The organism is Curtobacterium sp. Arg-1, from assembly GCF_025643395.1.
GTDB lineage: Bacteria > Actinomycetota > Actinomycetes > Actinomycetales > Microbacteriaceae > Curtobacterium > Curtobacterium poinsettiae.
The window spans coordinates 3,305,434-3,326,154 of record NZ_CP095731.1 but is presented as its reverse complement, the minus strand read 5'-3'; the positions used below and the strand labels follow the sequence as shown (position 1 = coordinate 3,326,154).

Here is a 20,721-nt window from a genome sequence, read left to right as displayed (position 1 = left end):
AGTACTCGAGTGCGCCGTTATCGCCCGCTGAGTCGAGCGGGCGTCGTCGGCAACATCGCGCTGATCGCTCTCACGGGCGCGGTCGCGTTCTTCTTCGGATTGCAGCAGCTGACGTTTCCGGTCGTCTTGGCGAATGTGCTGCTCGCCGTCACCCTCGCCGGCCTTCTGGGGTTCCTCGGCTCGGGGTGGGCAATGCTCGGCTTGGCGGTCGCGTTCTTCGGAGGGCCCCTTGCAACCGAGTTCTTGCTCGTCGGCGCGCAGCTGTCGATCCAGACCTGGTTCATGAGCCTCATCGCTGGTTGGACCCTCGGGGCACTGGCCCGGCGGCACGTCGATAGGGGACTCCCCGGTCGCGACCGAGCCTCGGGACCTGCGCTGCAGTGGTGGGTGCGAGGCCGGCGATGCGTGCAGAACTCCCCGACCCTGGCTCAAGTGGAGGCGAAGGTCCGCGCCCTCGACGGCCGTGAACGTACGTTGGTCTCCGTCATCGATCGAGATCGTCAGATCAACATCTGTGGCGATGCCGCACGGGAGGTCATCGTCTTCAGGACTGAGGACGTGACCGATGGAGAGCGGTGGGAGCTTCCGCTCGGCGGCCCGGTTGATGCGTCGGATGTTGTCGAGATCGCCATGGGAAACGTCTCTGCTCCCGTGGCTCGAGGCCTCACGGTGGACGTTGAAGCGGCGCTGAAGATCGTTGAAGCGTTTCTTGCGAAGAAGAGGGTTGATAGTGGCGCAGGGACCTGGCGCGGTGGTGAGGTGTTGACCGTTCGGCCTTCGCTGCCGTGATCGATGGTGGCGCACTTCAGGGGGCGTCACTACGAGCGCATGGGGAGCGCATCCCGCAAGCTACGGCGTTGATGGTGGTCTCGCCCGGTACGGTCGAAGGGTGGCGGGGGAACGCGAGCTGAAGAAATCTCACGGCAGGCCGGTGCTGGTCCAGGGGAACAGGGTGGTGCCGGTGGCGTGGAGGCTGCTGTCAGCTGGGGTAGTCGCCGCAGGACTGTGGTTGGCGTGCTCGCAGGATGTGTTCGGTGGCGCGTGGTTCACCCGCGTCTGGTGTAGCGCGCTCCTGCTGTTCTTCGGGTTACTGGGACTGATGCTGGCGGTGAGTACCATCCGCACCCGGGTCAAGGTGTTCCCCGACCGACTCGAGGCGACCGTCAACTTCCGCGGCACCAGGACCATCCGTCCTGGCGAACTCGCCCGCTTTCGAGCGTCAGGCAAAGGCAACGACGTGGTCAGCGCCGCTACCGCTCGCGGACGACGCGGATTTCGGTCGAACCGGTTCCACCGTCACTACGACGTACTGAACGACTGGCTTGATCGGAACGGCGGCGAGCCTTGGGTCGAGCACCAGGCCTTCTTCATCAAGCTCACTCACCAGACGAAGCCGCAGCCAATCCGCAACGCGCTGTCGATGCTGACCATCGTCGCGTTCCACCTTTTCACGCTTGCCATGTTCCCGGGACTGTTCGTCATGAACGCATACGACAGCGCGCACCGGGAGCGAGTCACTTGCACGGCGACGTCTGCGGAAGCTGTCACACTGTCGAGTCGGTCCGCGAAGGGCGTCGGCGCTTCTTACGCTGGTGTGGGGTTCGACGCGCCTGATTGTGGCCGTCTGACCTATTCGAAGACGATCTCGTTCGGGAACCAAGACGCTTTCGCCCGCCGCTACGACCGTGCCCCCGGGGAGTACGCATTCACCGTCGGTGGCGCGTCGTTCTGGGTCAGGGAGCATGCGCCGTGGGTGCCGCTGGCCCCGGAGGTGTACGGCGTGAGCGAGCCGGGTGAGCCTGCGGCCGGTATCGATGAATGACTCCGGGGCTGCGCGACTCGCACGGCGAAGACGCGTCCGGCGAGACAGGATCCTGGCTTCGATCGTCTTCTCCGTCTTCGTGCTCGTTCCCTTGCTGGGCTTCTTCGTCGGGCCGATCACGTTGAAGGTCTACGACGCAGGACACCGGCTGCACGTCGTCTGCACCGTCAGCTCCGCGCGCAGCAGTGCGGACTCGTCTCACTCCCTGAAGGGCATCGGCTCGTCGACGTCGCAGGTCGTGTTCGAGACGTCCGACTGCGGAACGCTCGTGCAGACCTGGGGTGTGAATCGCGACAACGAGCACGACTTGGCGCGGGGCGTCGTCGAGTGGGAGCGCTACCGGTTCGACGTCGGCGAGGGGTCATTCACGATGCGGGATTTCTTGAACAGGATCCGCCAGGCCGTGTACGTGAAGAGCTTCGAGCCAGCGCGAACACGGTAGGTCTGGCTGCCCAGCGCGGCAGCAGTCCGCCGCTCAGCGTCCGAAGACCCTGACGAACTCGCCCCACTGCGCCGGTGCCCGATGCTCGAGCCATGCGCAGAGCTCGGGGTAGGCGGCGTCGATCGACAGGACACTGATCACACCGCGTTGGCCGTGCACCTTGATGTCGAGCCCGCCGAACCGGTTGGTGGTGGGCCGGATGCCCTTGACCGCCGCGGGGTCGACGGTCCGCGCCGCACGGAACATCGGCGTCACGACCAGTCTGGAGTCGTACGCCTCGATGCGGCGACGCTTCTGCCCGACGCCGAGGTAGACGAACAGGATCCCGAACAGCACCATGCCGACGCCGGCGATGAGCATGCCGATCGCATCGGGGTCGTCGAGCAGGCTGAGCGTGGCCAGGAAGAAGAGCCCGCCGACGACGACGAAGACGATGCCGATGATGCGGAGCAGCAGGTAGCTGAACCGGCGCGCGCGGACGGTGAAGAGCACGCCGTACGCCTCGTCGCCGACGACGGAGGACGGTGGCCGCTTCCGGTCGCTCTGACGGACGAGCGCGCTGACGACGGCCGGGATGGCGACCATCGCGGCCAGGGCTATCACCACCGGCGACAGGTTGATGTTCACCGGTCCGCCCCCGTTCGTGCGTTCGTGCGCGGTCGTTCGAAGGGCATGACGCCCTGGTCCCCCTGGATCATGCGTGCAGAGTATCAGCGGGCTGTGGACAGGGACGGGTCCTCCGTAGATGCTCTATGTTGGATTTCAGCGGCGAGCTGTGGCCCGAACGGGGGTGGCTGACGGGGCCGACCCGCGCGGACCAGACGCTGTTCAGCAACTAGCATCGATGTGCTCGACGATTCTCTTGGGGGGAAGACCGTGATCAACCAGCGTGCCGGGAACACCGGAACACGAACCACCAGTCGCCGACTCGTGGGGGCGGTCGCCGTGACGGGGATCGCTGCGCTGGTACTCGCTGGCTGCACTTCCGACGACAAGCCCGTTGCTGACCCCTCGCGGGTGCTGCAGACCGTCGACACGCGCCTCGCCGCGGACGGTTCGATCACGTCGATCTCGGACACCGCGATCTCGGTCGCAGGCAAGGACTCGTCGTCTGCGACGACCGAGCACGACCCCGCGAAGGCGGCGAGTGACCTGCCACTGCGCATCACGACGCAGTACTCGACGAAGAAGAAGACCGGGACGGACCTCGCCGACCTCGACGGCTACTCGGGTCGGGTGTCGATCGACCTGACGATCGAGAACCTGACGGTCAAGTCGAAGAACCTGACCTACGACGTCGCGGGCACGTCGCGTTCGACCCCGGCACTCGTGGGCGCGCCCTTCAGCATCGCTGCGTCGACCGTGCTGACGGGGACCGCCGCGGACCGCGTCGTGACGGACTCTGCCGACTCCGGCTCCTCGACCGACGGTGTCGTGAGCACCAACGAGGACGGCGACGCGGTCGTCCAGTGGGGACGGCTGCTCGCCCCGCCGACCTCCGGTGCGAGCAGCACGCTGCACCTCGTCGCCGACGTCGAGGACTTCACAGCGCCGACCATCGACGTCGCGGCGCAGCCCGGGCTGTCGACGGACCTGTCCTCGACCGGCGTCGTGAACGCGGCGTTCGGGTCCGACAACGATTCCGAACTGGCGCTGCAGCGCCGCACGATCGACCTCATCGCGCAGGTCAACGAGGTGCTTGCCCGTGCCGGCGGCACCATCACCGAGGTCCGGTCCAACCTCGAGACGACGTCCGAGACCCTCGGCGTCAGGACGGCGGAACGCCTGAAGGAGAGCAGCTCCTCGCTGGCGAGCACGATGCAGTCGCTCTCTGGGCAGCTCGGCTCCCTGAACGGCGATCTCGGCACCACCGTCAAGGCCACGCAGTCGACGGTGTTGCAGCAGCTCCAGCAGACCACCACGAGCCTCGACAGCCTGCTCGGCGACACGTCCGCGACCGCGACCGCAACGGTGCTCGACGGCAACGGCTGCGCGGCCACACCGAAGACACCGTCCGCCGGAGGCAGCGTCTACGGCAACCTGCTCCGCGTCTCGGCGCAGCTCACCGGCTACGCCGACGCCAGCGAGGCGTGCAAGCAGCAGGTCAGCGCGCAGCTGGCGGGATCCGTCGGCCCGGCGTCGCCGGACGCGGCGACGTGCGCCCCTCAGGAGGCCCGTGGTTCGTTGACCTGCGCGCTCTGGGAATCGTCGCGTGCGGTGAGCACCTCGTTGATCGGTCTGGTCAACACCGGGCAGCAGCTCGCCGACCAGCTCGACCCCAAGCTCGCGGACTCGGCGATCGAGCAGTCGGACGCCCTGCGGGCCAAGCTCGGGGAGATCGACACCGCCGTGCAGGCGCTCGGCAGCGACGGCACCGGTGAGGTCGCGCGCACCCTGCAGGCGTTGCAGGACCTGCGTGACCAGACCGCTGACGACCTCGGCCCGGTGCGCGACGCCGTCACGACGGTGAACCGGCAGGCCATCGCAGCGCGCGCCCTCGTGGGCGGCGCCGGCGACGGTCTGTTCAGCACCTCGATGCAGGCGCAGAACCGCGAGGTCGCCGACCAGCTCTGCGCTCTCGCGGCGACCGACCAGCTCGACGCGGAGCAAGCGGATGCGCTGCGCGGGTACCTGACCACGACGCCGTGCCCCGGTGCCGAAGAAGGCACGACGCTGAAGCCCGGTGGGCGGTTCAGCACCCCGATGGACGAACGCCTCACGGACCAGGCGGAGCAGTGGGATGCGGTGGTCGCGGCGACCGATCTCCGTTCAGCGACCGGTATCGGTGCCGCGGTGACGACGCTGTCCGACGACGTCGACGCGCTCGACGACGGCATCGCCGAGGTGCGTCGAGCGGTGCGCGACGACGGTGGCTCGGTCGACGGCGCAGCCCGCCAGCTCGAGGAACTCGTCGAGCAGGCAACGAAGTCGAGCGCAGTGGTCGGCACCCAGCTGACCGCGATCAGCACGCAGCAGACCGAACTGCAGGACGCCGTCCGCAAGGCCTTCGCCGACGCGTCCACCCAGTCCGAGAAGGACGTCCAGAAGATCATCGACCAGCAGGTGCGGCAGGTCAGCGAGACGGCGAAGGGCAGTCGTGACGCCGTCATCTCGGCCTTCGACAAATCGATCGCCGGCCTCCGTTCCACCTCTGGCGAGGTCACGAAGGACTCGAAGGGCACGATCGACGAGCAGCGGGGGACGCTGGAGCGGGAAGGCTCCGAGCTGGCGTCCGCCGTCGACCGCCAGACGGCGTCGAGCCTGGAGCAGATCGCCGCGAGCACGAGTGCTTCGACGCGCGACGTCCAGGGCGCGTCGACACTGCTGACGGGCGACCTCAACCGGGTGATGCTCGACCTGGGTGACCGCAAGGTCAACGGATCCGGCATCCTCGGCGCGATGGCCACGAGCGCGGCGAAGTCCGACTCTGCGGACTACCAGCTCGCCCTGGCATCGCAGAACGCCGCCGGCTACGCGAACGTCCGCGCCGAGGACGTCGCCGGGATACTCCTCCAGCAGGAGCAGTTCCGCGCCTCGATCGACGCGGCGACGACGCTGCCGGCGTTCCAGCTCAAGGTGCCGGCCAGTGCGACGTCGACCACGCTGTACACCTTCCGGATCGGGGCTGAGCGATGAGCGACCAGACGACCGACCAGACCGAGGGCACCGACGCCGGGCGTCCGCGCAACCGACGCCGACTGCTCATCGTCGGCATCGCCGTGCTCCTGGTGGCCGCGGTGGTCGCCGCCGTCCTGACGTTCCGGGCGATCGCCAGCAGCGCGCCTGCCGAAGCCGTCCCGGCCACGGTGCCCGTGGGCGTCACCGTCAGGGGCGTTCCGGAGGACACGAAGATCGGCGTCGTCGTCACCCTGGGCGACGGCGAGGGCTCCGAGTGGAACGAAGCGGCGCAGGGCGCCCTCGTCGCCGAGCGACGACTCGCGCTCGGCGGAACCGACATCACCCTCGTCACGAAGAACGACGGAGGGACGATCGCTGGGGCGAAGGCCGCTGTCGCCGACCTCGCCGAGAGCGGCGTCGCGGGCATCGTCGTCGCTTCGTCCGGAGCGCACGTGACCGGAGCGCTCACCGCTGCGGCGGCGAAGGGCGTCCCGGTCGTGCTGCCCTACGCACCCGCCGAGAAGGACTCCTGGACGACCGCCCCGGCAGCCGGCTCGGTCAGCAGTGCCATGACTGCTGCGCTCGGTGACGCCGGATCACCGCTCCTCGTCGACCTCGGCGGCGGTGCTCCTGCAGGGCTCCGGGTGGCGCACGTCATCGACGGCGACGACACCTCGGACACGGGCTCGCTCGCCGAGACGATCGCCGCACGGACCGGTGTGAGCGGTGCGGGCGAGGGTGCCGACGAAGCGCAGGACACCGACCGCAAGGTGGACCCGGACTCCGATGCGGTCGTCATCAGCGGTTCGGCGCAACGACAGGGCGCCCTGGTGGCAGCACTCCAGGCCGCCGACGTAACGGTGCCGGTCATCCTCACCCCGGACGCGACGAGCCCGGCCTTCGGCGCAGCGCTCGTCGACGGCGGTGGCAGCCTGAGCGGCACCTTCCGGACAGTCGGAGTGGCCACCGACGACGCACGGGCGCTCTCCTCCGACGCCGAGGGGCGGGCGATGTCCGCGTTCCTCGGTGGTGTCCGGGTGCTCGCGGACGATGCAGACGCCCAGAACCTGACGGGCGACCGGCCCTTCTCGGCGGTGGCGGGAGCAGCGGACTCCCGGAGCCACGACGCCGTCGTCGCGCTCATCCGCGCGGTCGGGAAGGCCCAGAGCGTGGAGCCGACCGACGTCACCGACGCCCTCGCCACGCTCGACCTCGACTCCGCGGCGGGGATCGCCGGCCCGCCGCTCGACTTCACCCGGCAGCAGGCGCTCGGCGCACGCGCGACGGTGCTGTCGGCCTCGGCGCAGCAGCTCGGTCTCCGACCCGCCAACGTCGCCGCTGGCGGCTCCGATGACGCATCCGGCGACGACGCGGCCCAGGCAACCTCGCTGGTGTGGTTCGAGGACTCCACCGCACGCTGACCCACCCACGCACGGACCCCCGAGAAGGACAACGCGAGCATGCGCCTGCTGATCGAGCTCGACGACCGTCGCGAGGCGGTCGAGGTGGACGGATGGTCCGGCGCGTCCTCCCTCGGAGAACTCATCGCCGCCGCGATCGGCGTCGAGCTCGACGCCGAGACCTCCCTCGCGGTCGACGGACACCGAACCAGCGCGGCGACTCCGCTGCGTGACCTCGTCCTGCTCGAGGGGTCCCGTGTCGGACGCACGCCGCAGGAGCGCCCGCAGTTGGTCGACGACTGGAGTGTCACACTCGCCGGGGGGCTCGACGCGGGTCTGGTCGTGCCGATCCCGCGCAGCCGGAAGCTCGTCGTGGGCCGGGCACCGCAGGCCGACGTCGTGCTGCCCACCGAGAGCGCGTCGTGGGAGCACTGCACGATCGAGCGCGAGGACGACGGGGTCCGGGTGCGCGACGCCGGTTCGACCAACGGCACCGTGATCGCGGGCGAGCGCATCGATGCCGACGGTGTGCTGCTCACCGGGACCACGAGCGTCATCGTGGGCGGCGCCGTGCTGTTGGTCCGGCCAGCGCTGGACGAGGTCCCCGTGCCGGCCGCGGGCTCGCTGGCCAACCTGACGCCCGCGGCGACCGCGCCGTTCAACCGCCCGCCCCGAGCCGGGCGGAACACCGAGACCGAGACCGTCGACCCACCCGCCAAACGCGAGGTCCCCCAGGCCTCCAAGTTCAGCTGGATCACGGTCGCAGCGCCTCTGGTCCTCGCCGGGGCGATGGTGCTCCTGCTCGGCGACGCACGGTTCGCCCTGTTCGCGCTGCTGTCTCCGGTCACCGCGATCGGCATGTGGTTCGAGCAGAAGCACCGTCGGGCGAAGAACCTGAAGGAGGAGGACACCCGCTTCGCCGAGGCAGTGGAGTCCTTCCGGGGTGAGATCGCCGAGGCCGCAGCGGTCGAGGCCGCCCGTCGGCAGGAACTCGTCCCCGACCCGGCCACCGTCGTCCGCCGGGCCGAGCTCCCCACCACCCTGCTGTGGCAGCGACGCTCCCAGGACACCGACTTCCTGAGCCTGCACGCCGGCACCGGAGACGCACCGTGGCGCCCCGAACTCGATCAGCGGGCCGCGTCGTCCAAGCTCGAGGACGAAGCGAAGGCGGCCATCGCGGACAGTCGCCTGACCGCAGCACCGGTGGTGGCCGACCTGTCCGACGCCGGCGTCGTCGGGATCGTCGGTGACCGCGAGGGAGCACTCGCGCTGGCGCGCAGCCTGCTCGCGCAGGCCACCGTGCACTGCGGTCCCGCCGACCTGACGGTGGGCATCTTCTGTGACGCTGGCCGTGCCGATGACTGGGGGTGGGCCTCCTGGCTGCCGCACGCGCGCGTGGCGGGGAGCAGCACCGGTGCCCGTTGGATGTCGGCACAGCGCGACCAGAGCGCGGCGATGCTCCGAGGGCTGCGGGAGTCGCTCGACGAGCTACCGACCCCGAACCTGCTCGTCGTGGTCGACTCCGAGGTGCTCACCGAGGGGCGCGATGCGCCCGCCCGCAACCTGCTCGGCGAAGGGCGCACCGTCCCCGGACAGTCGCTCCGTCCCGGTGAGCAGCCACGGCGGGTGAGCGGGATCGTCATCGCGACCAACGAGCAGCAGCTTCCCGCAGCCTGCACGACGATCGTCACGGTCGGTGCCGACGCCGCCGCGACGGTCTACCGGCCGGAGGACCGGACCCGCGTCGAGGACGTCGTGCTCGCCGGACTCAGCGTCGAGACAGCCGAACGGAGCGCCCGCAGCGTGGCGCACTTCGACGATCCCGAACTGCTGGTTCCGGGGGCGTCCTTGCCGTCGCTCGTCCGCCTGCCGGAGCTGCTCGCGGGGGACGACACGGTTCCGCGAACCCAGACGGCCACGAGCCCCGTCGACACGATCCGAGCGGCGTGGGGCGCCCGCACCGGCTTCTCGACCCCGATCGGGTCGTCGGAGAGCGGCGTCCTCGAGCTCGATCTGGTCCGCGACGGGCCGCACGGTCTGGTCGGTGGCACGACGGGTTCGGGCAAGAGCGAGTTCCTGCGCTCGCTCGTCGCCGGGCTCGCTGCACGCAACGATCCCACCCGCCTCAACTTCCTGCTCGTCGACTTCAAGGGCGGCGCCGCGTTCGCCGCCTGTGAGCGACTGCCGCACACCATCGGCACGATCAGCAACCTGGACGAGCAACTCGCCGACCGTGCGATCCGTGCACTCGAGGCCGAACTCGAGCGTCGTCAGCGGGTGTTCGCCGCAGCCGGCGCGGACATCGACAACCTCGACGCCTACCTGGCGACGAAGCCCGACGAACCGATGCCGCGCCTGCTCCTCGTGGTGGACGAGTTCGCGATGCTGGCGAAGGACTTCCCCGACGTCCTCACCTCGCTCGTCGCCGTCGCCGCGGTCGGTCGGACACTCGGCGTCCACATGATCCTCGCCACCCAGCGGCCTGCTGGCGTCGTGAGCGAGGACATCCTGGCGAACACCAACATGCGGGTGGCGCTGCGGGTGCAGAGCCGCGAGGACTCGACCAACGTGATCGGCGTGCCCACCGCCGCGGGTATCGGTCGCCAACAGACCGGTCGCGCGTACGTGAAGCTCGGGCAGGACGACATCACCCCGGTGCAGACCGCGCTCGTCACCGGCCGTGCTCGCGACGAGCGTGCGGAGCAACCGGTGTCCGTCCGACCGACCGACGTCTTCGGCGTGCCCGCTCCGATGCCCGCTCCGGCGCCGACGGCGGCCGACGTCACCGACCTCGACCAGCTCATCGAGGCGATCGCGCAGGCCAACGCCGCCGCCGGGCACGCCCCGCCGCGACCGATCTGGCCCGAGGCCCTCGGCGATCGCGTCGAGCTGGCCGAGCTGGCGCCCGTCGTCGGACCGCTGCGGACCGTGCCCGTCGCCCTGGCCGACGACCCGGACCACCAGCGCCAGGTCACGACCGGGTGGGACCTCGACGAGGGCAACCTCATGCTCATGGGCATCCCCGGCAGCGGGACGAGCACGGCCCTCGCCACCCTCGCCTTGCAGCTCGCCGAGGCGACGAGCCCGGACGACCTCGACCTGCTGGTGCTCGACATGGGTCCAGGCGACCTGGCGCCCCTCGCGCAGCTTCCGCACACGACCGCCTACGTCGGCTCCGGTGCCGGCGCGGGGGAGGTGCAGGCGCGGTTCCTCCGGCACCTGCGCGTCGAGCTCGAGCGACGTCGCGCCACTCCGGGTGGCCGCCGGGCAGTCGTGTTGATCGACGGCCTCGCGGCCCTGCGCGACGAGTACCAGGACTTCGAGGGGCAGCTGCTGCTCGACGCCCTGTACCGCGTCTACGCCGAGGGGCCCGCGCTCGGCATATCGTTCGCCGTCTCGACGACCCGCGCCAAGGCGGTCCCGTCCGCGATGGACGAAGTGACGACCCAGAAGTGGATGTTCCGCCTGGCCGACCCGTACGACTACGCCTCGATCGGCGTCCGCCCGAAGGACGTCCCACCGCCCGTAGCCGGTCGCTTCATCGACTCGATCCTGCGGCTGCAGTCCCACGTGGCGACGCCGGGCGTCCCGCTGGCGCAGGCCGTCGATCGCCTCGTCGAGCGCTGGCCCGGCACGGCTCCGAAGGCGAGTGCGGTCGGTCGGCTGCCCGACGCCGTCCTGGTCGACGAACTCGGTGCGGGTGCGGTGTTCGCGGGGGAACCGTGGCGGATCCCGATCGGGGTCGCCGAGGACGATCTCCGTCCCGCAGCGCTCGAGGTCTACGACGGCGAACACGTGCTCGTTGCGGGTCCAGCCCGGTCGGGCAAGTCGACCGTGCTCCTGGCGCTCGCGGCCCTCGCTCGCGCCGCGGATGGCGTGCGACCGGCGGTCTGGGCGATCTGTGATCGCCGTTCGCCGCTCGCCTCCGGGGACTTCGACCGCATCGCCGTCGGCCCCGACGAGGTCCCGGCTCTGCTGGCCGGGCTGCGGCTCGAGCGTGGACCGGTGCTGCTGTTGATCGACGACGCGGAACGCTTCGATGACGGCGACCAGGCCATCGCGACGCTGCTCGCGACCGAGCGCCCCGGGCTCTGCGTCGTCGCGGCGGGCCGCTCGGCGGACCTCCGATCGCTCTACAGCCACTGGACACGAGCGGTCCGCAAGTCGCGTTGCGGCGTCCTCCTGCAGCCGGACGTCGACTACGACGGCGAGTTGCTGGGCGTCACGCTCCCGCGCCGAGCACCGGTGGCGCTGACCGTGGGTCGCGGCTACGCGTCCTCCGGCGGCGCCGTCCGCCTCGTGCAGACCGCGTCCGCAGGCAGCTGACCGACTGACTGACGGACGGGAGGCCCGTGGCGACGCCGCCACGGGCCTCCACGCTGTCAGCTGGTCGCGCGACCGACGCGCTCAGCCCCGACAGGCCCGCTCAGTCGCGCGTCGTGATCCCGAAGGGCGAGCTCTCGAGGTTCGTGAAGTTCCCCACCGTCGCCCGGACGGTGCACGACGGGGCGACGGAGAGTGCGGTGACCACGAGCCCGTCGGACGACACGGCCAACGCGCCCGAGCAGCCGTCGGCGAACCGGACGCCGGACTCACCGCCGGCCACGTCGACGAGCATCTGCGACGGCCGCCCGCTGCTCGGACTGCGGTAGAGCGGGTTGAGCTCGTCGGCACCGTTCGGCCAGACCGGCACCAGGGTCACCGGCAGCGCCGTCTGGCTGACCGTCCGGTCGGGCGTGCGGACCTCGACGCCCTGCAGCCGCTGGACGGGGTAGGCAGTCCCGCGGACGGCGTCGTCGGTCACGGCTGTGGTGGTCGCCTCGCCGACACCCTCGAGCCAGGTCTGCAGCGCGGCACCGTCCTTGACAGAGAGTGGCACAGAGGCCTCGACCGTGACGTCTCCACCGGCGGGGACCTCGACGCCGGACAGGCTCCACGCACACGCCGTGTCCACACCGGTCAGCGACGGCTGGTTGCGCTTCGCCGTGATGCCCTCGCCGGACCAAGTGGCCGCGGGGCAGGAGTCTCCCGACCGAGCACCTGGCAGCACCTCGAGGAACGGTCCGCTGAGGGTGGCCGCCTGCGCCGCGTACGTGATGCGCAGGTCCACGGTGCCCTTCGCCGGGTCGATGGTGGCACGCCGTGTGGTCGCGAGGCCGGTGGGAAGCGGCTGGTCCTGCTGGTAGGCGTTGGCGGCCTGTGCGGTCGCGGAACCGGGCCCCGGCGTCTTCTGGAGAGCTCCGGGCAGCCACACGACGCCACCGACGATCAGTGCGGCGACGAGCACGACGCCGATGCCGCCGAACAGGAGCGCACGGTTGGTCAGCCATTCGGGGCGGGCGAACCGACGCGTCGGTTCGGGCTCGGCGGCCGGTGCGGCGGGCAGCGGCTGCCGCGCCATCGGCCGGATGACGGTCTGCGACCCGGCGGGGCCGAGCTCCGGGGCCGGCCCGACGACCGCGGTGTCGTCCCCGGTGGCGGTGGTCTGGGATCCCGTCGCGTCGTCGGGGCGGACCCCACGGACGACGGTCGCCGGACGCTCGACCTCGTCGAACGAGTCCGGGTCGCTGGAAGCGACCAGCGCGGATGCCGAGGCGAGGGACCGTGCGAGCCGACGGAGAGTCCCCGCCGCGTCGGCCGCCGACGGCCGGGCGTTCGGGTCCTTCGCCAGCAGGGCAGACACCGCCGTCCACAACGGGTCCGGCACGTCGAGTGGGGGCGGGTTCGACGTGACGTGCCGGTACGCCACTGCGAAGTCCGTGCCAGGCCCGGCGAACGGCGTGCGACCGGACAGCAGCTCGTAGAGCATGACCCCGGCGCCGTAGACGTCGGCGGCCGGACCCGAGCGGCCGTGGCTGATCGACTCGGGTGCCATGTACTGCGGTGTGCCGAGGAGCCCGGTGGTGGTGCGCTCGCGCTCGGCGACGACGGAAGCGATGCCGAAGTCGCTGACCCGGACGTCGCCGGTCGCGCCGGACTCCCACGGGGCCTGGAGCAACACGTTGTCGGGCTTGACGTCACGGTGGGTGACGTCCTGCTCGTGCGCCGCAGCGAGGGCGTCGAGGGTCTCGGCGGTGATGGTCAGGGCGTCACGCGGAGTGAGCGGCCCGTTCGCCGCGAGCAGGTCGCGGGCGGATCCGCCCGGCACCAGGTCCATGACGATCGCGAGCCGGTCACCCTCGACGACCAGGTCACGGACGCGCACGACGGACGGGTGCTGCAGGGCGAGGAGCACGGAGCGCTCCCGGACGAAGCGCTCGACGATCTGCGGGTCGGCGGCGAGTTCGGCACGCAGGAGCTTCGCTGCGAAGGCATCACCGGTCGCAGTGTGTTCGACGCGCCAGACCTCACCGGTGGCACCGGTCCCGAGCAGTTCGACCAGTCGGTAGGACGCACCGAGCGGTTCGCCCTGGCCGTACTGCCCTTGACGGTCCTGCGCCACGCGTTCCCCGATCCCCCCGATGGCCGACCCCTCGCCGACCACGCAATGTTACCGGCCGGGCTGCTCCGGCGCCGCGTACTGCACGTCGATCGCGTGCTGCGTGAACCCCGAGCGCCGGTACAGCGCGAGCGCCGGCTCGTTGTCCCCCTCGACGTACAGTGCGGCGGCGGTCAGCCCACGGCCGTGCAGCCGGGCGGTTCCCGCACGCATGAGCACACCACCGAGCCGCTGTCCCTGCAGGTCGGGCCGCACGGCGACGGCGTAGAACTCGCCGATGCCGTCCTCGACCTTGAGCCAGCACGACCCGGCGAGCTGCCCGGAGGCATCGCGGAGCAAGAGCAGGTCGTCGCCGGAGAACCAGGCGTCGGCTTCGCGGGCGTGCAGGTCGTCCAGCGTCATCCGCCCCTGCTCGGGGTGGTGCGCGAAGGCTGCGGCGTTCAGCGCGAGCCAGTCGGTCTCGTCGTCGGTGCCCGGGCGGAACGTCAACAGGCTGAACCCGTCGGGCAGCTCGACGTCGGCGGCGACGTCCACCTCGGAGTCGGCGACGGGCGCCCGGAGCTGCAGCAGCGTGCGGACCGCGCGCCAGCCGAACCGGTCGGCCAGCGCCCGCGCTGCCGGGTGGTCCCCGTGCGCCCAGGCGAGCCGGGGAGCGGCCCCGCCGCCCAGCGCGAGCGCCTGCGTCACCAGGGAGGTGCCGATGCCGCGGCCGCGGGCCTCCTGGGCGACGACCATCTCGAGCTCACCGTCACGGACCACGGCGACCCCGTCGTCGACGGACAGGACGCTCGCGCGCCCGGCGCGGACGTCCACCAGGGTCTGGTCGGAGAACGGCGGGGCCTCGCCGGGGGCGACGAAGGCGCCGAGGTCGGGCAGCACTACTGCCCCATCAGGCGCTCGGCCTCGTCGTCGTAGACGTTGAAGCGGTACCCGACGTTGCGGACGGTGCCGATGAGCGACTCGAGGTCGCCGAGCTTGGCGCGGAGCCGTCGGACGTGCACGTCGACGGTGCGGGTGCCTCCGAAGTAGTCGTAGCCCCAGACCTCGCTGAGCAGCTGCTCGCGGGTGAAGACGCGTGACGGGTGGGTGGCGAAGAACCGCAGGAGCTCGAACTCCTTGAACGTCAGGTCGAGCGGCCGACCGCGGACCTTGGCGGAGTAGCTGGCCTCGTCGATGACGACACCGGACGCCTGGATCTTCGAGCTCGTCTGGCCCTTCGCGGCACGACCGGCCGACAGGCGGATGCGGGCGTCGATCTCGGCGGGGCCGGCGCTCTCGAGCACGACGTCGTCGACGTTCCAGTCGCTGTTCACCGCGGTCAGACCGCCCTCGGTGACGACGAGCACGATCGGCGTGGTCGACCCCGACGAGGCGAGGATCTTGCACAGGGCCTTCGCGCTGACCAGGTCGGTGCGGGCGTCCACGAACATCAGGTCGCTCTGCGGGGCGTTGACCAGCTGCGCGGCCTCGGCCGGCACGTGGCGGATCCGGTGGCTCAGGAGGCCCAGGCTCGGCAGGACGTCTCCGGGCGCGGTCGAGGTGAGTACCAGGAGCTGTGCCACAGGACCTCCGGAGGTGGATGACGTCGTGGAGACATCCTAGTGATGCTCGGGAAGGACTCATCCGGCCGGACGGATTGCGCGCCGTCCCGCACAGCACCGCACCGGCGGTGCGAGCGTCCCGCACGAGCACCGCACCCGGCGGTGCGAGCATTCCGCACGTCCCCTGTCATGATGGATCGCGTGACCGAGCCCGTGCACCCCACCGACCAGCGTCGCCTGCGGCTGACGTCCGTCCTGCCGGTCTGGGTGCTGGCGGTCGTCGGGGCGGTGCTCGTCCTGACCCTGGCCGAGCGCGACTCGTTCGCCTGGCTGCTGCTCGTCTTCGTCGCCTGCGTCATGGTCAGCTTCGTGCTGCAGCTCATCACCGCCACCAAGGACGGGCTGGTCGAACGGATCAGCATCGCGTCGTCCGGGGCGTTCGTCGTGGTGCTCGTCACCGCGGTGGTGCTCCTGGCGCGTTGAGCCGAGCCGCGTAGACTCCGGACCATGGATTCGCTGCTTGCGCTCGAGCTCTTCTACGTCGGCCTCCTCGGCCTGGCGTCGCTCGCGATCGCGTTCATCTCGGTGGTCGTCGTCGTGAAGCTGTTCAAGGGTCAGCGTTGATCGAGCTGCCCGAAGGCCTCGCCCCCGAACTGGTCCCGCTGTCGTGGCTGGTCGGCGTGTGGGAGGGCACCGGTGTGGTCGAGTACCCGGTCGGTGACGACGACGAGGTCCGGAACTACGAGTTCGGCCAGCGCGTCAGCTTCAGCCACGACGGCCTGCCCTACCTGAACTACTCGTCCACCACGTGGCTGCTCGACGACGAACACACCCCGCTCGCCGCCGAGATGGGCTACTGGCGGATCGACCGTCCGACCGAGCCCGGCGACCGCGGCCCCGCGATGCTCCTGGGCGAGGGGCCCACGCCCTTTAGCACGGTCGAGAGCGTCGAGGCGCTCCGCAACACGACCGACGGCTTCGACGTCGAGGCCGCGATCATCCACCCGACGGGCGTCAACGAGCTCTACGTCGGCCGTGTGCTGAAGGGCCGGATCGACCTGTCGACCGACGCCGTGCTGCGCTCGCCGAACGCGAAGGACTACTCCGCCGCGACCCGCCTGTACGGCCTGGTCGAGGGCAAGCTCTTCTGGGCGTGGGACATCGCCGCGCTCGGCCGTGAACTCACCTCGCACGCCTCGGGGCAGCTCGCGAAGGTCGAGTGATGTCGGTGTTCGCCGCGCGGGACGGCTTCGTCGCGGCCGATTCGGTCGCCGCGCACTTCGGCAACCCGATCGGGGAGCAGCGCCTGCTGTCCCGCGGCCGCGCCGTCGTCGAGCTCGGTCTGGGTGTCGTCACGGTCTCCGGGCCGGACCGCCTGTCGTGGCTCAACTCGATCACCTCGCAGCAGCTCACCGGGTTGCCCACGGGCGTCAGCACCGAGACGCTCGTGCTCGACCAGGCCGGACGCGTCGAGCACGCGGCCCGGATCGTGGACGACGGTGCGACCGCCTGGCTGCTCTCCGAGCGCCCTGACGCTGCGCCGCTCGCCGGCTGGCTCGACTCGATGCGCTTCATGCTCCGGGTCGAGGTCGCCGACCGTTCGGCCGACTTCGTCACCCTCGGCTGGCTCGGCGAGGCCGCACCGTTCGCCTCCGTCGAACTGCCGAAACGACCCGTCGTCGAGTGGGTCGACCCGTGGGGCGTCGTCACGCCCGGCGGGTGGGGCTACGCCGCCCAGGAGGCCCACCCCGGCTCCGACTGGACCCTCCGCATCGCCGTGGTCACCCCCGGCACTGCGGCCGCGATCGCCGCGTCGGACGTCCCCGTCGCGGGGCTCCTGGCGTACGAGGCGTTGCGGATCGCCGCCTGGCGACCGGTCCTGTCCGACGTCGACGAGCGGACGATCCCGCACGAGCTCGACTGGCTGCGTTCCGCCGTGCACCTGTCGAAGGGCTGCTACCGCGGGCAGGAGACCGTCGCCAAGGTCCACAACCTCGGGCACCCGCCGCGTCGGGCCGTGCTGCTGCACCTGGACGGGTCCGACGGCGTGCTGCCGGCACCCGGCACCCCCGTGCTGCTCGACGACAAGCAGGTCGGTCGGCTGTCGGCGTCGGCGATCCACCACGAGCTCGGTCCGATCGGGCTCGCCGTGGTCAAGCGTTCCCTCGACCCCACCGCGACCCTGCGGCTCGAGGCCGACGACGTCGTGGTGACCGCGGCGCAGGAGACCATCGTCCCGCCCGAGGCCGGTGCGACGGCGAACGTCCCGCGCCTGCCCCGTCTCGGAGCCGTGAAGCGCTCCTAGCCTGCGCGTTGACGGTCGCAAGACACCGGTGTTCGCCGGTCGCACCGCGGGTCGCGGGTGTTCGGAGCGCGAACACCGGTGTTCTGCGCCGCTGCGTCAGGCGGGCTCGACGGCCGACCAGGGGACGCTGAGCTCGCCGAGCCGCCACCTGGTCACGCCGTGCAGCACCGGCCACCCGCGGCCGCGCATGCCGCGCACCGTGGCGATCCACCGCTGCCGGGGTCCGTACGTGCCGAGCGGAGCCGCGACCGCCCACGACAGGTCGAGGTCGCCGAGGAACGCGTGCACCCGTTCGCCGGGCACGTTGCGGTGGATCAGGGCCTTCGGCAGGCGCTCGGCGACGATGGAGGGGACGTCGAGCCCGGCGAGGCGGAGCGACACCGTGAAGGTCCGTGGCGCGACGTCGTCGAGCGTCACCCACGATGCGACCCGGCCGACTTCGTTGCACGTCCCCTCGACGAGCGCACCGCCGGGCTGCAGCCGGTCCTGCATGATCCGCCACGACCCGACCACCGCGGACTCGTCGTACTGCCGCAGCACGTTGAAGGCCCGGATGACGGCGGGTCGGCGCTGCCCGGGCGTCGGCGTCTCGAAGCCACCCAGGCGGAAGGTCACGCCGTCGCGGGTCCCGGCGTTCGCGAGCGCGACTCGCGAGGGCTCGATCTCGATGCCGGTCACCTCGACGTCCGGTCGGACGGCCGCCAGCCGGTCGCGGAGCTCGAGGGTGGTGGTCGGCGATGCCCCGTAGCCGACGTCGGCGACGAGCGGGTCGTCCGTCCGGCGCAGCACCGGCAGGGTCGCGATCCACCGGTCGACGCGGCGGAGCCGGTTGTACCCGGTCGTCCCGCGCGTCACGTTCCCGATGGGCATGCGTCAAGGGTACGGGGCCGGTACCGCTCGGTAGACTCGGAGGCATGACCTCCACGCTCGTCCTGCTCCGTCACGGCAACAGTGACTGGAACCAGAAGAACCTGTTCACCGGTTGGGTCGACGTCCGGCTCAGCGAGCTGGGCGAGAAGGAGGCGAAGCGCGCCGGCGACCTCATCGCCGAGTCCGGCATCGTCCCCGACGTCCTGTACACCTCGCTCCTGACCCGCGCGATCCAGACCGCGGACATCGCGCTGCTGCAGGCCGACCTGGCCTGGCTGCCGGTGAAGCGCGACTGGCGCCTCAACGAGCGCCACTACGGCGCCCTGCAGGGCAAGGACAAGGCCCAGACCCTGGCCGAGTACGGCGAGCAGCAGTTCATGGAGTGGCGCCGCTCGTTCGACGTCCCGCCGCCGCCCATCGCAGACGGAGCCGAGTGGTCGCAGTCCGGTGACCGCCGCTACGCCGAGCTCGGCGACCAGCTGCCCCGCACCGAGTCGCTCAAGCTCGTGATCGACCGCCTGCTGCCGTACTGGGAGTCCGACATCACGAAGGACCTCGCCGCCGGAAAGACCGTGCTCGTCACTGCCCACGGCAACTCGCTGCGTGCGCTCGTGAAGCACCTCGACGGCATCTCCGACGACGACATCGCCGGTCTGAACATCCCGACCGGCATCCCGCTGGTGTACGAGCTCGGCGACGACTTCACGCCGACGAAGCCCGCGTACTACCTGGACCCCGAGGCCGCCGCTGCCGGCGCCGCCGCCGTGGCCGCCCAGGGCGCCAAGAAGTAGCGCCCACGCAGAACGCCCCGTCCGGCATCCGGGCGGGGCGTTGGTGCGTGTGCCGTGCTTCCCGGAAGCGACAGTGGGCCGCCAACGTTCCGCCGACTCCTGTCGCTCTGCCAGGAGGAACGGATCGCCCCGTCGACGACGTGTCGCTCCGGCAGCACGGTCGGCTCGACGAGCCGTGGCTGGTCAGACGAAGTGCGACGCGATCTCCTGCACCAGGGCCCCGACGTCGTAGGGCTTCGTGGTGTCGACCCGGATCACCGGGACACCGGCGAGCCCGACCGGGTGCGCGTCGTCGCCGTGCTCGTCCCAGAAGGCCAGCACGTCGGCCATGTCCCCGTGCACCTCGTGCCGCACCGGCACGGTGCCCGGGTCGTACCGGTCCCGCAGCCGCTGCTCGGCGGCGGCGCGGTCCGTGTCGCACCACACCTCGACGGCGCGCGGCGACCCGGCGGAGGCGAGCCCGGCCTCCAGGCGGTCCCGGTCGCGGGACGGCAGCCAGACGGCGTCGAGGACGACCCCGTTCTCGACGGCCCGGGCCATGGACCACATCGTGTCCATGGCGATGCCGCCGAGCGGACGGGAGGCGATCATCGGGCCGACGACGTCGGCCAGGGGCTCCTTGATGCGGTCCTTCGACAGGAACGGGCAGCCGAGCACCTCGGCGAGTGCCGTGCCGATCGTGCTCTTGCCGGAACCGGGCATGCCGTTGACGATGATCGCGACCTGGGCCATGCCACGATCCTCGCAGACCGATCGGGTCGGGTCAGACCGCCGCGGTCGAGGTGGACGCGCCGGTCCAGTCGCCGGTCGCCAGGTACTCGACCTTCTTCGCGATCGAGACCGCGTGGTCGGCGAAGCGCTCGTGGTAGCGGGAGGCCAGGGTGGCGTCGACCGTGTCGATCGGGCCGCCCTTCCAGGCCTCGCCGAGCACGAAGTCGAAGACGCTGGCGTGCAGCTCGTCGACGGCGTCGTCCTCGTCGCGGATCTCGGCCGACAGTGCGATGTCCTCGGTGGCGAGCAGGCGCGTGAGCTTCTGCGCCATCGCGACGTCGTGCTTGCCCATCTCCTTGAAGGTGCTGCGGAGGCCCTTCGGCACGACCTTCTCGGGGAAGCGCTGGCGGGCGAGCTGCGCGATGTGCTCGGCCATGTCGCCCATGCGCTCGAGCGAGGAGCTGACGCGCAGGGCGGTGACGACGACGCGCAGGTCGCGGGCCACCGGCGCCTGGCGGGCCAGGATGTCGATCGCGATCTCGTCGAGGCTGTTCGCAGCGAGGTCGATCTTCTCGTCGTCGGCGATCACCTCTTCGGCGAGGGCGACGTCGGAGTCGCCGAAGGCCTGCGTGGCTCGGGTGATGGCGGACTCGACGAGCCCGGCGATCTCGGTCAGTCGCTCCTGGACGTCCTGGAGTTCCTGCTGGAAGACTTCGCGCATGGGGGAGTACCTCTCTCTGCGTACCGGACGAGTGTCGTCAGCGCAGGTGAACGAACGGTGA

At 71.0% G+C, this 20,721-nt stretch carries 17 protein-coding genes; 10 read left to right on the top strand and 7 right to left on the bottom strand.

Annotated features, from left to right (window positions below; all coding sequences use genetic code 11):
- The first annotated feature begins 9 nt into the window (after positions 1-9).
- From MXD64_RS15935 to MXD64_RS15925, 3 genes are all read left to right on the top strand, one after another.
- Positions 10-789, top strand: a complete 780-nt coding sequence (locus MXD64_RS15935; protein ID WP_214531993.1) for a hypothetical protein — start codon at positions 10-12, stop codon at positions 787-789.
- 100 nt (positions 790-889) lie between these two features.
- On the top strand, positions 890-1,822 hold the full coding sequence (locus tag MXD64_RS15930) for a hypothetical protein (protein WP_259576856.1): 933 nt from the start codon (positions 890-892) through the stop codon (positions 1,820-1,822).
- Positions 1,794-2,264, top strand: a complete 471-nt coding sequence (locus MXD64_RS15925; RefSeq protein ID WP_263136787.1) for a hypothetical protein — start codon at positions 1,794-1,796, stop codon at positions 2,262-2,264. The genes MXD64_RS15930 and MXD64_RS15925 overlap by 29 nt, the downstream gene beginning before the upstream one ends.
- A 33-nt stretch (positions 2,265-2,297) precedes the next feature.
- Here the strand turns inward: MXD64_RS15925 and MXD64_RS15920 are convergent, their stop codons facing one another.
- The gene (locus MXD64_RS15920) at positions 2,298-2,891 is read right to left on the bottom strand and encodes a hypothetical protein (RefSeq protein WP_263136786.1); all 594 of its coding nucleotides are present in this window, start codon (positions 2,889-2,891) and stop codon (positions 2,298-2,300) included.
- A gap of 390 nt (positions 2,892-3,281) precedes the next feature.
- Here MXD64_RS15920 and MXD64_RS15915 point away from each other — a divergent pair, with 390 nt between their 5' ends.
- From MXD64_RS15915 to MXD64_RS15905, 3 genes are read left to right on the top strand one after another with little or no spacing between them, the layout of a single operon-like run.
- Positions 3,282-5,900, top strand: a complete 2,619-nt coding sequence (locus MXD64_RS15915) for a hypothetical protein (protein ID WP_263136785.1) — start codon at positions 3,282-3,284, stop codon at positions 5,898-5,900.
- Entirely contained in the window at positions 5,897-7,303 is a 1,407-nt protein-coding gene (locus MXD64_RS15910; RefSeq protein WP_263136784.1) for a hypothetical protein, read from the top strand. The genes MXD64_RS15915 and MXD64_RS15910 overlap by 4 nt, the downstream gene beginning before the upstream one ends.
- Before the next feature lie 39 nt (positions 7,304-7,342).
- Positions 7,343-11,608 carry an FtsK/SpoIIIE domain-containing protein gene (locus MXD64_RS15905; RefSeq protein WP_263136783.1) on the top strand — a complete coding sequence of 1,422 codons (4,266 nt, stop codon included), beginning with the start codon at positions 7,343-7,345 and terminating at the stop codon, positions 11,606-11,608.
- A 100-nt stretch (positions 11,609-11,708) separates the two neighbouring features.
- Here the strand turns inward: MXD64_RS15905 and MXD64_RS15900 are convergent, their stop codons facing one another.
- From MXD64_RS15900 to MXD64_RS15890, 3 genes are read right to left on the bottom strand one after another with little or no spacing between them, the layout of a single operon-like run.
- Entirely contained in the window at positions 11,709-13,724 is a 2,016-nt protein-coding gene (locus MXD64_RS15900) for a serine/threonine-protein kinase (RefSeq protein ID WP_031260226.1), read from the bottom strand.
- Between the two features lie 48 nt (positions 13,725-13,772).
- Positions 13,773-14,600: a mycothiol synthase gene (mshD, locus tag MXD64_RS15895; protein WP_263136781.1), complete on the bottom strand. Its 828-nt coding sequence runs from the start codon at positions 14,598-14,600 to the stop codon at positions 13,773-13,775.
- The gene (locus MXD64_RS15890; RefSeq protein WP_017888078.1) at positions 14,600-15,283 is read right to left on the bottom strand and encodes a response regulator transcription factor; all 684 of its coding nucleotides are present in this window, start codon (positions 15,281-15,283) and stop codon (positions 14,600-14,602) included. Before MXD64_RS15890 ends, mshD begins: the two co-directional genes overlap by 1 nt.
- Before the next feature lie 180 nt (positions 15,284-15,463).
- Here MXD64_RS15890 and MXD64_RS15885 point away from each other — a divergent pair, with 180 nt between their 5' ends.
- The 3 genes from MXD64_RS15885 to ygfZ all read left to right on the top strand — a co-directional run bounded on the left by MXD64_RS15885 (position 15,464) and on the right by ygfZ (position 17,567).
- Positions 15,464-15,745, top strand: a complete 282-nt coding sequence (locus MXD64_RS15885) for a hypothetical protein (RefSeq protein WP_140448504.1) — start codon at positions 15,464-15,466, stop codon at positions 15,743-15,745.
- 137 nt (positions 15,746-15,882) lie between these two features.
- Positions 15,883-16,485, top strand: a complete 603-nt coding sequence (locus tag MXD64_RS15880) for an FABP family protein (RefSeq protein WP_017888075.1) — start codon at positions 15,883-15,885, stop codon at positions 16,483-16,485.
- On the top strand, positions 16,485-17,567 hold the full coding sequence (gene ygfZ, locus MXD64_RS15875) for a CAF17-like 4Fe-4S cluster assembly/insertion protein YgfZ (RefSeq protein ID WP_263136780.1): 1,083 nt from the start codon (positions 16,485-16,487) through the stop codon (positions 17,565-17,567). Before MXD64_RS15880 ends, ygfZ begins: the two co-directional genes overlap by 1 nt.
- A 96-nt stretch (positions 17,568-17,663) precedes the next feature.
- On the opposite strand, the gene MXD64_RS15870 is transcribed toward ygfZ, so the two are convergent.
- Positions 17,664-18,437, bottom strand: coding sequence for an SAM-dependent methyltransferase (locus MXD64_RS15870; protein WP_017888073.1), 774 nt, complete (start codon positions 18,435-18,437; stop codon positions 17,664-17,666).
- Between the two features lie 44 nt (positions 18,438-18,481).
- Here MXD64_RS15870 and MXD64_RS15865 point away from each other — a divergent pair, with 44 nt between their 5' ends.
- Complete coding sequence (locus MXD64_RS15865) at positions 18,482-19,228, top strand: phosphoglyceromutase (protein WP_263136779.1); 747 nt, start codon at positions 18,482-18,484, stop codon at positions 19,226-19,228.
- A gap of 183 nt (positions 19,229-19,411) precedes the next feature.
- On the opposite strand, the gene MXD64_RS15860 is transcribed toward MXD64_RS15865, so the two are convergent.
- Both MXD64_RS15860 and phoU read right to left on the bottom strand, forming a co-directional pair.
- A complete protein-coding gene (locus MXD64_RS15860; protein WP_042539320.1) occupies positions 19,412-19,960 on the bottom strand; it encodes an AAA family ATPase in 549 nt (182 codons plus the stop codon).
- A 31-nt stretch (positions 19,961-19,991) separates the two neighbouring features.
- A complete protein-coding gene (gene phoU / locus MXD64_RS15855) occupies positions 19,992-20,660 on the bottom strand; it encodes a phosphate signaling complex protein PhoU (protein WP_017888070.1) in 669 nt (222 codons plus the stop codon).
- Between the last annotated feature and the right edge of the window lie 61 nt (positions 20,661-20,721).